Origin of the sequence: Acetobacteroides hydrogenigenes (assembly GCF_004340205.1) — a bacterium.
Taxonomy (GTDB): domain Bacteria; phylum Bacteroidota; class Bacteroidia; order Bacteroidales; family ZOR0009; genus Acetobacteroides; species Acetobacteroides hydrogenigenes.
The window spans coordinates 118735-132470 of record NZ_SLWB01000011.1; the positions used below are offsets into that span (position 1 = coordinate 118735).

10 protein-coding genes and 1 rRNA gene are annotated in these 13736 nt (G+C 47.4%); 3 read left to right on the plus strand and 8 right to left on the minus strand.

Annotated features, from left to right (window positions below; all coding sequences use genetic code 11):
- Positions 1 to 5: 5 nt before the first annotated feature.
- Both CLV25_RS11555 and ilvB read right to left on the minus strand, forming a co-directional pair.
- The gene (locus tag CLV25_RS11555) at positions 6 to 305 is read right to left on the minus strand and encodes a hypothetical protein (RefSeq protein ID WP_131839811.1); all 300 of its coding nucleotides are present in this window, start codon (positions 303 to 305) and stop codon (positions 6 to 8) included.
- A gap of 25 nt (positions 306 to 330) precedes the next feature.
- Positions 331 to 2052, minus strand: a complete 1722-nt coding sequence (gene ilvB, locus CLV25_RS11560; RefSeq protein ID WP_131839812.1) for a biosynthetic-type acetolactate synthase large subunit — start codon at positions 2050 to 2052, stop codon at positions 331 to 333.
- Positions 2053 to 3032: 980 nt separating this feature from the next.
- Between ilvB and CLV25_RS11565 the strand changes: the two genes are divergently transcribed.
- Positions 3033 to 4211 carry an MFS transporter gene (locus CLV25_RS11565; protein WP_131839813.1) on the plus strand — a complete coding sequence of 393 codons (1179 nt, stop codon included), beginning with the start codon at positions 3033 to 3035 and terminating at the stop codon, positions 4209 to 4211.
- 147 nt (positions 4212 to 4358) lie between these two features.
- Here the strand turns inward: CLV25_RS11565 and htpG are convergent, their stop codons facing one another.
- The 4 genes from htpG to hisS all read right to left on the minus strand — a co-directional run bounded on the left by htpG (position 4359) and on the right by hisS (position 11060).
- Entirely contained in the window at positions 4359 to 6419 is a 2061-nt protein-coding gene (gene htpG, locus CLV25_RS11570; RefSeq protein ID WP_131839814.1) for a molecular chaperone HtpG, read from the minus strand.
- 668 nt (positions 6420 to 7087) lie between these two features.
- Positions 7088 to 7996 (minus strand): DUF6263 family protein, encoded by a 909-nt coding sequence (locus CLV25_RS11575; protein WP_131839815.1) that lies wholly within the window; start codon positions 7994 to 7996, stop codon positions 7088 to 7090.
- A gap of 169 nt (positions 7997 to 8165) precedes the next feature.
- Entirely contained in the window at positions 8166 to 9665 is a 1500-nt protein-coding gene (gene hutH, locus CLV25_RS11580) for a histidine ammonia-lyase (protein WP_131839816.1), read from the minus strand.
- 30 nt (positions 9666 to 9695) lie between these two features.
- On the minus strand, positions 9696 to 11060 hold the full coding sequence (gene hisS / locus CLV25_RS11585; protein WP_131839817.1) for a histidine--tRNA ligase: 1365 nt from the start codon (positions 11058 to 11060) through the stop codon (positions 9696 to 9698).
- A 337-nt stretch (positions 11061 to 11397) separates the two neighbouring features.
- Here hisS and CLV25_RS11590 point away from each other — a divergent pair, with 337 nt between their 5' ends.
- Complete coding sequence (locus CLV25_RS11590) at positions 11398 to 11856, plus strand: copper resistance protein NlpE (protein ID WP_131839818.1); 459 nt, start codon at positions 11398 to 11400, stop codon at positions 11854 to 11856.
- Positions 11857 to 11873: 17 nt separating this feature from the next.
- Here the strand turns inward: CLV25_RS11590 and CLV25_RS11595 are convergent, their stop codons facing one another.
- A complete protein-coding gene (locus CLV25_RS11595) occupies positions 11874 to 12347 on the minus strand; it encodes a DUF1847 domain-containing protein (RefSeq protein ID WP_131839819.1) in 474 nt (157 codons plus the stop codon).
- A 167-nt stretch (positions 12348 to 12514) separates the two neighbouring features.
- On the opposite strand from CLV25_RS11595, the gene CLV25_RS11600 reads away from it, so the two are divergent.
- A complete protein-coding gene (locus tag CLV25_RS11600) occupies positions 12515 to 13216 on the plus strand; it encodes an SIMPL domain-containing protein (protein WP_131839820.1) in 702 nt (233 codons plus the stop codon).
- 435 nt (positions 13217 to 13651) lie between these two features.
- On the opposite strand, the gene rrf is transcribed toward CLV25_RS11600, so the two are convergent.
- Positions 13652 to 13736: ribosomal RNA gene (gene rrf, locus CLV25_RS11605) — 5S ribosomal RNA — on the minus strand; the annotation flags it as partial.

The window sequence follows — 13736 nt, forward strand, 5'->3', positions numbered from 1 at the left end:
ATTGATTAAGCCACATTTACGTGGACAATTCTGCTTGTGCGCTGACTTTTCAGCGGCATCTCGGCCATGCTGTGGTAGGCAAGATGCGCCTCAAGAATATCTACTGCCCGTTTAACCTGCTGCAGTAGCTTTCCGGCCTCTTCGCGGCCAGCCCTAAATACGATTCGGTAGAGATACCCACCGGGTTGATCTTGCGATTGAACACTAACTACCTCAACCTGCCGCCGGCTGAACATCATCAACACCTTTGTAAGCAAGCTTACGTGCTCAGCCGAATGGATTACCATTTCAAAATGCTCTTTCATATGCTAAAATTTATACGATTTACACCTACTTCAACCTAACTTCATCTACCGCGCATCCGGCAGGCACCATTGGAAAAACGTTGTCCTCCTTTTCGACCAGCACCTCTAGGAAGTATGGACCGTTGTGCCCCAGCATCTTTTTCACCGCATCTTCGAGTTCAGTTGGGTCTGAGACTCTTTTAAAGGGAATTCCGTACCCCTCAACGATTAGCCCAAAATCGGGGTTAGACATCTCTACAAACGAGTACCTACGCTCGAAGAACAGCTCCTGCCACTGGCGAACCATCCCTAAGAAGTTGTTGTTCAAAAGCACAACCTTAACGGGGATATTCTCTGTTGATATGGTTCCCAGCTCCTGAATCTTCATCTGCAAGCCACCATCGCCAACAAACAATACTGTTGTACGATTCGATGCACCCACTGCAGCACCCATTGAAGCAGGAAGACCAAAGCCCATCGTTCCTAATCCACCCGATGTTATCAGGCTGCGCTTTTGAGTAAATGGGTAGTAGCGCGATGTTACCATCTGATGCTGCCCTACATCGGTAACCACAACGGCATTGCCCTTTGTAACTTCGCCAACGGTTCTTACAGCCATACCCATGGTTATGCCCTGCTTGGGGTAGAGCTGTCCTTCAATGACTCTACACTTCTCCTCCACCATGTAGCTGTTAAACTTAGCCCTCCAATCCTTAAAGCTGCGAACCTCTACCATCTCGGTCAACGCCGTAAGCGCCTCCTTTGCATCGGCAAGGATTGGAGCATCGCAACGTACAATCTTTCCGAGTTCGGCTTCATCAACATCGATGTGTACCACCTTTGCACCCTTTGCATAGCGGCTCAAATCGCCAGTTACGCGGTCGTCGAAGCGCATTCCAACGGCTAAAAGCAAATCGCACTCATTGGTAAGCATGTTTGGACCGTAGTTGCCGTGCATCCCCAACATCCCAACGTACTGCGGATGATCTACAGGGAAAGCGGAAAGACCCAAAAGCGTCGCAGCTATAGGGAAACCGCTCTTTTCGGCAAACTTCAGCAGCTCCGCTTCGGCATTCGATATAGTAACGCCCTGTCCAACCAGCATTAAAGGCTTTGAGCAGGTATTGAGCAGCTTTGCCGCTTCGCTAACCTGATTCGCGTTAAGGGTTGGCTTAACCTTTACCCCCTTCGACTCCTCGCATTTGCTGTATCGGAAAGTTGCTTTCGCAAACTGAATATCTTTTGGAACATCTATAAGAACAGGCCCCGGACGGCCGCTACGTGCAATGTAAAAGGCACGAGCAATTATCTCTGGAATAGATTCAATGCTCTTAACCTGAACGCTCCACTTGGTTATTGGAAGCGCTATGTTTACGATATCAATTTCCTGAAAGGCATCGGTACCTATCAGCTTACCGCCAACCTGACCTGTAATGCAAACAACAGGAGTGCTGTCGATAAACGCATCGGCAATGCCAGTAATCAGGTTGGTAGCACCAGGCCCCGAAGTAGCCATTGCGACACCTACCCTCCCCGAACTTCTTGCGTAGCCTTGTGCTGCATGAATGGCCCCCTGCTCGTGACGTACAAGGATGTGTCTCAACAGGTGTTGGTAGTCGTAAAGGGCATCATAGGTTGGCATTATGCCACCTCCAGGATAGCCAAACATGGTATCTACTCCTTCGCAAATCAGCGATCGAAGGATTGACTCAGCACCTGTTATCGGCTGCTCGCTTCTAAAAAGTTGATCTTTCAAATTGTTACTCATGCCGTTCATTTTTCTTTAATCCCTTTAATTCTCTCCAATTTTCAACCTGCCGAGGAACATCTCCCGTACTGATTCACACTTGAAATTGGCTCTATGTTAGAACTTGGTTTTTCATCAAAAAAAAATCCTGTCTCGTTGTGGTGAGACAGGATTCCGTATTGTTGCTATACTATACTCCAGTCTCACCCATTCGGTAGAATGACGATAATAATAATGACTACGAGCACGAGCATAACAATTCGACCTACTAGAGGTAGGTGAATCACATTCCGTAATAGACTTAGTAAGTTTTTAAGTTCTTTCATCGTACTCGTATTATTGCCGTTTCCTAATTAATGGTCAAAAAAAAACCTTCGCGGTTATCCGGAAGGTTCAGCTGAATTTTTCTAATTCTACATACAACTCCCGGACTGTGATTTTGAGACCACAATAATGTCTAGAATAATAATATGTAGGCTAAAATTCCGCATGACCCGTTTTCCTTGTTTGTACGTTTGCAATGTATGAATCATTTTTTCCAAAACAAATCCATTCAAACTAAAACCACAACCAACATTCAACTTTATCCAAAATATCCCCCACCTATATTATTGATAGCATACACCTTACAACACACTACAAATTAAAGTTAAATATACTTTTACCGATTTATTAAACGTTGATTAACCTTAATCTCGTACCGGTTGGAACTCTATTTTATTTAAACCAAAAAGAAACCTTTCCATTAAATTTAAGAATAGAAACACCCCTTGAAGCAAAAAAATAGCAATGTTTTTTTACGGATTACTTTCATCTATTAAACCTGCTATTATTCCGAAAAAAGGCTCCCTAAAAGAGCAAATCTTATCGAAAAAATGGGTCAAAACGTCAAATTTTGTCCGACGCTCCAACTTTTCGCTCATTTTTCAGGGTATAATCATCCACCCCGAAAGGGTAATTTTGGGCGATAAGCTATCTTCGCAGCAGCAAAATTTCCCGATATGCACTACAACCTTCGCAGCAACATTATCAACCTTTACATTATTAAAATTTCGAAGTGGTTTATGCTTATCATGCCCATTGTAGTGCTCTTCTACAATGCGCACGGGCTAAGCATGCACGAAGTGTTCATCCTTCAGGCGATATATTCGGTATCGATTGTGGCGTGGGAGATTCCATCGGGCTATGTTGCCGACGTTATTGGCCGACGCAAATCGATGATTATTGGCGCTGTACTTGGCTTTCTTGGCTATTTCTTTTACAGCTTTTCGTATGGGTTTCTGGGATTTATGGTGGCAGAAATTGTGCTTGGCATCGGGCAAAGCATGATTTCGGGAGCCGACTCTGCCCTTCTCTACGACTCGCTTATCCATGCCAAAAAGGAGGAGGAGTACAACCGCTACGAGGGACTGACTACTTCTATCGGCAACTTTGCCGAGGCCTTTGGCGGCATTGCCGGAGGTCTGTTGGCCGTGCTTTCAGTTCGTTATCCCTACTACGCACAGGCATTCGTTGCCTTTTGGGCCATACCTGCATCGTTTTTACTGGTAGAGCCGCCGCTAAAAACAGAGCGACCAAAGCTTAACTGGACCGACATCTTTGGCATTATAAAGGAGACGCTCCACAGCAACCCAAAGCAGAAGTGGAACACGCTCTTCTCGTCGTTCACGGGGGCATCAACCCTTACTATGGCATGGATTGCCCAACCCTACTTTAAGGGCGCCAACCTTTCGGTGGAGTGGTACGGCATTGTTTGGACCATCCTTAACCTAGTGGTAGGCATCAGCTCGGCATACGCCTTTAGGGTTGAGAAGCGCTTTGGCCCTATTGCAACGGTTACGGGTTTTACCGTACTACTAAGCCTCTCCTACATCTTCCTAGGCATGAAGGTTTGGCTTCCGGGATTATCCTTCCTACTACTTTTCTACATAGCCCGAGGCATTGCCACACCAACGCTTAAGGATTACGTTAACCGTATTACCGAGTCGAGCGTGAGGGCAACGGTGCTCTCTATACGAAACTTTACCATCCGCATCATCTTTGCCGTTATGGGACCAATCTACGGCTGGTGCATCGACCTATACGGGCTGCAATCGGCGCTTTTCCTAGCCGGAATACTTTACTCCATCTTTAACTTTACCACGCTGTACTACTTTATTAAGTACCGAACGTTTGAGTAATCCAGATGCAAGACTAGATAAACCTAACAGGTTTTAAAAACCTGTTAGGTTTCAACTCGTGGTACGTGCGTCGTGATACGTGATACGAAAAAAGGCCCTACCGGAAAACCGGCAGGGCCTTTTACTATAACTCGAGCAAAATTAAAGTTATCTACTAATCATCTCCAAGCTGCGCTTTAGGAAGCTGTTTAGCGCCTCGCCCTTAAGCATGTTGTTGGAGAGCAGCGCTAGGTCGATGAGCTGGTGCACGATCTTGTGCGACTTACCCCAGCTACCCAGCATATCGGACTCCTCCTTGCGGATGGCCTCTACCTTACCCTCTACCTCTTCGATACGGGTCTTGAGCTCGGCTGGAACGTCCTCGTCCTTTTTATCGCCCTTTTGCTTGTTAAGGTCGGCTAGAACATCCTCCTCGGCCTTAAGCTTAGCCTTGTACTCGGTAATCTTATCCTTCAGCTCGGTGTTTAGATCGTCCTTAATCTCGGTTACCAGCGGATGGTTGGCGTTTACCACCACGTTGTACGAGTCGGGCATCTTGCCGTAGAAGTTCATTCCGCCACCGCCGCCCATTTGCGACATATCCTTCATGCGGCGCATGAACTCGTTTTGGGTGATGACTACCGGTGCTGCAGTTTCGCTAAGCGCCTCGAACGACACGTGGTACATGGCCTCGCCGCCCTCGGGGGTGTTGGCCTCGAATACGGGCTTCAGGTTCTCCTGCTCGTCGGGGGTAATCTTCCACTCCTTCTTCTTGTCCTTACGAACAAGGTTATCCATCACATCCGAGTCTACACGTACAAACTGTGCGTTCTCCAGCTTACCTTCGAGCATCTGCACGAAGTGGCTGTCGAGCTGGCCATCCATCACCATAACGTTGTACTGATGCGCCTTTGCGGCCTGGATGAAGCTGTACTGCGCCTCGGGGTCGTTGCTGTAGATGTACACCAGCTTACCGTCCTTGTCGGTTTGCTCCTCCTTAATGGCATCTTTATACTCCTCGAAGGTGTAGTGCTTGCCATCAACATCCTTAAACATAGCAAACTTGGCAGCGCTATCGTAGAACTTCTCGTCGGTAAGCATGCCGTACTCCACGAAGAGCTTCAGGTCGGCCCACTTCTGCTCGTAGGTTTCGCGCTCGTTCTTGAAAAGGGTGCTCAGGCGATCGGCCACCTTCTTGGTGATGTGGTTCGAAATCTTCTTAACGTTGGCATCGGACTGCAGGTAGCTGCGCGATACGTTAAGCGGAATATCGGGCGAGTCGATAACCCCGTGTAGCAGGGTAAGGAACTCGGGCACGATGCCCTCTACCGAGTCGGTAACGAATACCTGGTTGCAGTAGAGCTGTATCTTATTCTTCTGTAAATCGATGTTGTTCGAAATCTTAGGGAAGTAGAGTATCCCGGTAAGATTAAAGGGGTAGTCCACGTTTAGGTGGATATGGAACATGGGCTCGTCGGCCATGGGGTAAAGCGTGCGGTAGAACTCGGCGTAGTCCTCGTCCTTGAGCTCGGCAGGCTTCTTTGTCCAGATAGGGTTGGTTTGGTTGATGATGTTATCCTCATCGGTATCCTCGTACTTGCTATCCTTCCACTCCTTCTTCTTGCCGAAGGCGATTTCGATAGGCATGAACTTGCAGTACTTGTTCAGCAGCGCGCTGATGCGGCTCTCCTCTAGGAACTCCTCGCTATCGTCGGCTACGTGTAGGATGATGTCGGTACCACGGCGCTCGCGGGTGGTATCCTCGATGGTGTACTCGGGGCTACCGTCGCACTCCCAGCGTACGGCAGGCGCATCCTTCCACGACTTGGTAACCACCTCTACCGAGCTGCTCACCATAAACGACGAGTAGAAGCCCATACCAAAGTGTCCGATGATCTGTACCGACTGGTCCTTAAACTTATCCAAGAACTCCTCGGCACCCGAGAAAGCTATTTGGTTGATGTACTTCTCCACCTCGTCCTGGGTCATCCCCACACCGGCATCCGACACGGTGATGGTCTTCTTCTCCTTATCCACGCTCACGCGGATGGTCAAATCGCCCAGCTCCTGCTTGCACTCGCCGGTACCCACCAGCGTTTTGAGCTTTTGGGTGGCATCAACGGCATTCGACACCAGCTCGCGTAGGAAAATTTCGTGGTCGGAGTACAGGAATTTCTTGATGATGGGGAAGATATTTTCGGTAGATACCCCAATTTTACCTTTTTGCATATCGTAAGCTTTTTTGTTTTCTGGCTGATGTACGTTCAAACGGTGTGCCACCCCGCCCTTTCCTGTCAATATGGCAAGTGCACCTGACAACCAGCCCAAAAAGACGCTCCTACGTTGCCAAATTTTCAGCAATCCCCGCCTACGCTCCCAGCATTTCCTGACATTAGGACTTCCGACTATCGGTTTGTACTGCTGAATCCGCTCAGTAGTACTTCCAGCCTCCTGTTTGTACTGCTGAATTCGTTCAGTAGTACTTCCGCCTACCCATTTGCACCGTTGTACATTTACAAGAGTACTTTCATCTACCCGTTTGTACCGTTGTACATTTACAATAGTACTTCCATCGACCCGTTTGTACTAACACCTCTGCGTGTTTATACTTTTGGGCACCAGTTTTCACTAACACCTCCGCGTGTTTCTACTTCTGGGCATCGGTTTGTACTAACACGTTTGCGTGTTTCTACTTCCTCCTACCCGTTTGCACTAACACCTCCGCGTGTTTCTACTTCCGGGCATCGGTTTGCACTAACACGTTTGCGTGTTTTCACTTCCGACTAACCGTTTGTACTAGCAACTCCAGAGGGTTGAACTTTCTTCTAGCCAATAGTCCTCCAAACAAAAAGCGCCTCCCACACGGTGAAAGGCGCTCGCTATCTCTTTTCTAATCGTTACTGGGTAACGCTTCCGGTATTCGTAATCGTTATTGGAACCTGCATCCCATTTGGCATTTGAGCATTGGGTAAGAACTCAAGATTCCCCTTTAGGTTTTGGCTAAAGGTGCTTTTGATAATCCATCCCGTTTTCACATCTATGGTAACGTCCCCTTCGGTTGTTCCGTTAATGGCATACTTTGCGCTCATGCCATTAAGATTGGCAGGCTCGGCATTTTCGGGCGAAGACATTTCGCCAACGTACTTAACGGTAACGTTTTCGTTATTAACATCCGTAACCTCGTTTTCGTTATTAAGAACTAAAGCTAGCGAGGTCTTTATCTTTTGTACTGAATTCCACTTCTCTCCCTTTACATTTTTAGGGGGATAGTAGCTAAAGGTATTTTCAAGATTTTGCCTAATGGCGGCATTGCCAAACTGCTCGAAGAACTGGCCTTTTACCATTGCCTTTTGATCGTCGCTCAGGGCTACCACCGAGTTCACCGCCTTTTCGATAGCCGTATTGGCATCGATTTCGACAACCCTACCCGATTGGGTTAGCGTTACCTTAAAAGGATTCTTGGTTAGCTCCTGCATCAGCATCGACGAAGGGTCGTTTACATTTTTCGAATCGGAAGAGAGCTCCTGAACGCCCATTGGACTTTTTACCGTAGTTTTTAGGCTGCTAAAGGAAACTTCGGCAAAAAGCAGCGTATCCTTTACATCCAAAACCTTATAGCTGGTAGTTGAAACAATAGACATCTCAATATCCATGCTCATACCCTGTACGAACTGCGATACTTTGCTGTTAATGTTCGAAACCTGAGTATAGGTTTTCCCCTTCTCCAGCCTAAGCTGAATGGGTTTTTCGGCAAACGAAACCGAAAATGCGAAGAGCAAGAATACCGCTGTTAGAAGTTTTTTCATCGTAAAAATTTTTAGTTAGGATCTTTAATAGCGTATCGAGAACCTTTAACAAGGTTTAAACGATCGCATAAAGTAAGCAATAATTCATGATATGCAAGCCATTACCCAAAAATAAAAAGCGCGGCATCCCAACCGGGCTACCGCGCTTCCTGTGCTGTATCACTAAAAATTATTCGCTAATAAAATCCCCCTCGCGGATAAAGGCAACCGCCCTGTCGATGGCTTGGTACATGATGATGTCCTCCTCTACAAACGGAACTACCTTACGGAAATCGGCAAGGAACTCCTCGAGGTAGGGCGATGTCTTGGCTGGACGACGGAACTCGATGGCCTGAGATGCGTTCATCAGTTCGATGGCGAGGATACGCTCAACGTTATCCACAACTCGAAGCGCCTTGGTTGCCGCGTTACCGCCCATGCTAACGTGATCCTCCTGTCCGTTCGACGATACGATGGAGTCCACCGAAGCAGGCGTACATAGCTGCTTGTTCTGGCTCACCATCGATGCCTGAGCGTACTGAGGAATCATATAACCTGAATTTAGACCTGGGTTTGCCACCAAGAACTCTGGTAGTCCGCGTAGTCCAAGTATCAGCTGAGCCACACGACGCTCCGAGATGTTACCCAGCTCGGCAAGAGCAATGGCAAGGAAGTCCAATACCAGCGCCAACGGCTGTCCGTGGAAGTTACCACCCGAAAGCACCAAGTCCTCGTCAACAAAAACGGTTGGGTTATCGGTAACCGAGTTCACCTCGGTGAGGAGTACGCTGGCCACGTATGCAATGGCATCCTTCGATGCGCCGTGCACCTGCGGCATGCAGCGGAACGAGTATGGATCTTGCACGTGCTTCTTAGGGCGGGCGATGAGCTCGCTACCTTCTAGAATGGTGCGGATGTTTCGCGCAGTCTCCAGCTGCCCCTGATGCGGACGAATGGTGTGCAGCAGCTCGTTGAAAGGCTCAATGCGGCCATCAAACGCCTCTAGCGAAAGCGCACCAACCACATCGGCCAGTTTCACCAAACGGAACGCTCTGATAAGGGCAAGCACGCCGTGCGAGCTCATAAACTGTGTTCCGTTAAGCAGCGCCAATCCTTCCTTAGATTGTAGCTTGATAGGCTCCCAACCAAACTCCTTCAGTACCTCATCGGCGTTGCGCTTAACGCCCTTATGGCGAACCTCGCCCATGCCAATTAGCGGCAGGAACAGGTTCGAAAGCGGTGCAAGGTCGCCCGATGCGCCCAACGAGCCACGGTCGTACACAATAGGCAGCACATCGTTGTTGTAAAAGTCGATGATGCGCTGAACCGTAACCACCTGCACGCCGCTCTTACCCAACGATAGCGCGTGAGCCTTAAGGAAAAGCATAAGGCGGATAATCGCAGGTTCAACCTCGGCACCGGTGCTGCACGCATGCGACATCACCAGGTTTTCCTGAAGCTGGCTTAGCGCCTCGAATGATATGGAACGGTTGCAAAGCGAGCCAAATCCGGTGGTAATACCGTAAATCGGCTCAGTCTGCGTTTTCATTTTATTATCTAGATAGTCGCGGCACTTCTGAATAAGCGCAACCGACTCCTCCGAGAGGCTTAGCTGCAGCTCGCCATCAGCGGCTCTTTCGAGCACATCGTAGGTTAGCGGGTTAGGTGAGATTGTGTACTGGTTAGCCATTTTGTTTTTTTAAGTAGTTCTTCGGAGAACCTAGCGGGGCAGATGCGCTATCAGCTCGCCAACAGGCACCTCCTGCTGCTCCCCTGTTATCATATTCTTAAGAGATACAACTTGCTTCTGCATCTCGTTTTCTCCAACAATAGCCACAAATGGAATATTACGCTTGTTGGCGTAGTCCATCTGCTTCTTCATCTTTGCCGATTCGGGATAGATCTCCACAGCAACACCCTGCGCACGAAGACTAGCCATCACAGGCAGACAGAAGAGCTCCTCAGCCTTACCAAAGTTGATGAACAGCAGCTGCGTTCCAACCATCGAGTTTTCAGGATACTTGTTTAGGGTATTCAGCACATCGTAGATGCGATCGGCACCAAACGAGATGCCCACGCCCGATACATCCTTAAGCCCAAAGATGCCGGTAAGGTCGTCGTAGCGACCACCACCGCAGATGCTGCCAATTTCGGTATCCTTCGACTTTACCTCAAAGATTGCCCCGGTGTAGTAGTTCAATCCACGGGCAAGCGAAAGATCTAGCTCAACCTCTTGGGTGATATTCAAAGTGGCGAGGTAGCCAAAGATGATGGCAAGTTCCTCTATGCCCTTCATGCCCACTTCAGAGGTTGATAATACCTCACGAAGCTTTTCGAGCTTGCTCTCGGTGGTTCCGCTAAGGGTGATGATGGGCTGTAGTTTTTCGATCGCGCTATGCTCAATGCCGCGCCCCTCGAGTTCGGCGTTTACGGCATCAAGGCCAATCTTGTCGATCTTATCGATAGCAACGGTGATGTCGATTAGCTTATCGGGGTGACCGATAACCTCGGCAATTCCGCTAAGAATTTTACGGTTGTTTATTTTGATGAGAACGTTAATCCCAAACTTATTGAATGCAGTGTCGATAATCTGCACCAGTTCCACCTCGTTAAGCAACGATTTGCTGCCAATAACGTCGGCATCGCACTGGAAGAACTCGCGGTAGCGACCCTTTTGTGGACGGTCTGCACGCCATACTGGCTGAATCTGGTAGCGCTTAAAGGGGAAGGTGATCTCGTTCTGGTGCTGCACCACGTAGCGGGCAAACGGAACGGTAAGGTCGTAGCGAAGCCCCTTTTCGCAAATCTTGGTGCTAAGAACGTTGGCCCTATCCGAGTTAAACTCCGAAGCATCGGCCCCCGAAGTAAAATCGCCGGAGTTCAAAATCTTAAAGAGCAGCTTATCTCCCTCCTCGCCATACTTACCAAGCAAGGTAGAAAGGTTCTCCATTGCAGGGGTTTCGATGGGCTGGAAGCCATAGGTCTTGTATACCGACTTAATGGTGTCGAAAATATAGTTGCGCTTCGCCATTTCCTCGGGCGAAAAGTCTCGTGTACCTTTTGGAATGCTTGGTTTTTGTGCCATTTTATCGCTTTTTTATTCTTAGTGATGCAAAGATAAGCAACACATCTAAGAATAGAGCATTTTCTTGCCAGGCCCCAAAATTGACAAATTTCTTTCGATTTACTACCTCCAAAAGACTTTTTAATTGCAATAAAAAACCAACTCTTCAATTTACAGCTACATTTTACAACATAAAAAGGCTATTATGTTACACATCTAACACACGAACATTCCTACAAATACCTAAAAACAAACCTATATACAAGTATTTTTGGGCGATTAGGCGTACTCCATCTTTTATGTCGAACACATTTAATTTTCGTAAATTAGCCCTATCGGAACTATAAAAGCATTGCGTATGAAAAGAGTTCTAATCATTCCCGGAATATGTTTAGCAGCGGCGCTATACTCGTGCAAGGACAAACCACACCAAGAATCCACCCAACAACAAGACACTTCAATAACCACACAGATTTCCGATAGCCATTCTGCCGAAAGCTCACTAGATATCGAAGGAACCTATACCGGAACGCTTCCCTGTGCCGATTGCCCGGGCATTAAGGTGGAGATTATCCTCGACAGCGATAAAAGCTTTACCTATAACAGCACCTACATCGACCGCAACGCCAATGCGCCAATTGAGGATATCGGAGAATGGAGCGTAAAAGGGAACATCCTTACGCTTACCTACGACGACAACAGTACGCCTACCAAGTTCTTCGTTGGCGAAGGTTACATCCAACAGCTCGACGGCGATGGCAAGAAGATCACCGGTAAGTTGGCCAACATGTTTATTCTGAAAAAGAAGGCGAACTAAAACAAGAAAGGCGCCTACTATAGCGCCTTTTCTCCAATATTTTTAATCCCTTCGAGCGGATTATGCTTGTGTACCCTATCCTTTACGAGCAGTGTGGTTGTTGGAACCTTCGAATTCATTCCGAAAACCATATCATGCCCTACGCATAGGCCCATCACGATGTTCATTTCGCTACCGTTGGCAGTAAGATATTCGGCCTGCCCCATCGGATTACAGCTAATTCCCACAGCTCCATCGCCAAGGAATTCGCTCTTTGGTAGTTTCCCAATTTTACAATCGATAGAAAGCACCTCAAAATCGTTCGAAAGAAACTCCTTTACTACCGCAGCCTCTTTTGACACAGCCATGCAGTGGGCCAATCCTATCTTCTTGTAGCCCGATTTTAGTGCAAAGTTACGTATCTCAACCAGCCTGCTTGCGCCACGCTCAAGCGCCTCCTCTGCAAGCCTCATCACCTTTAGTTCATCCACGTTGTACAATTCTCTAGACATCTTATTATTATAATTAGTCTGCGCAAAAGTAGCACTCAATGCATCAAAATCGAGCCCACAACCTCAATATTTACAATTGTGGTACATTTATTGATAGAAAATAACACCATTAACAGACGAAATTCGTTTTAATACAACAACCATTAGTCGAATAAAAAACAACAAAAATGAAGAGAATACTAATTGTACTATTCGTCACCTTTAGCCTTGGAGCATTCGCTCAAGAACAAGAAATTAAGCAACGCTTCATCGAAGTAGTAGGCAACTCGAAGATGGAGGTAGCTCCTGACATCGCCTACTTCTCGCTGCTACTAGTCGATAATCCCAAAGAAAACATCAACGTCGAAAAGCAGGAGGTTGAGATTTCCAAGATTCTAAAGAAGTACGGCGTCCCCTCCGAAAACCTCACCATCGATAAGCTAAGCGGCATTCGCCAAAAAGTGAGCTTCTGGGGCACCAAAGATGTGGTAAACCGCAAGTCGTACCTCCTAAAACTTACCAATCTGGCCGTATCGGATAAGATCATCGAAGAGCTATCGGCCTTAAAAATAACCTCCATCAGTTTGTACAAGGTGGAGAATAGCCAAATAGAAACCCACAAGCTAACCGCCTGCGAGCTGGCCTCGAAGAACGCCAAGGAGAAGGCTGCATCCTTCTGCAAGGGAATGGGAGTTGCTGCCCTGGCCCCCCTAGCCATTTACGAGCAGAACCTTTTTGTTTCGGGCGAAGAGAACGAGTACCAGCCCCGCCTGTACATGGCCAAGGCGATGGAAGATAGCGCCGTTGGCGGAGAGCAGGAAGAGCCCCAGCAGGCATTTAAGAACATCGTTATTAAGTGTACGGTAAGAGCCAAAATTGAGATAAAATAGAAATTGACCTTAACTAGTCACAGAAAGAAGCATTCATACAGATGCTTCTTTTTTTTATTCCTGTCATATTTATATAAATAAACCTTCAAGCAATCTTGCCGTGCTATTTTAGATTGAGTCTCATTAACATCTCTGTTGCGATGCACTATTACAGTTTATATAATACTATTATTTTGAGCCTAATCCCACTTGACAGATTGGTTAACACAACAACTCCTTTGCTAGACAAAACCAGACAAGTAACAGTTACACCATTAAAATACAACCGATTTAAACTAAAAGCGATGTACTACAATATGTCTTTCTGCAGCATATCAATTACTGTAGTATTGAAATTTGCCAATATTTTATCGCTACAGAATATGTACAACCAGTTCAGAAGGGCCGAATAAGGGTACAAAAAAGCCCCCGATCAACAGATCGGGGGCTCTATAGGTTTGGCGGCCACCTACTCTCCCGCTTGGTGTAGCAGTACCATCGGCGCTGGCGGGCTTAACGGCCCTGTTCGGAATGGGAAGGG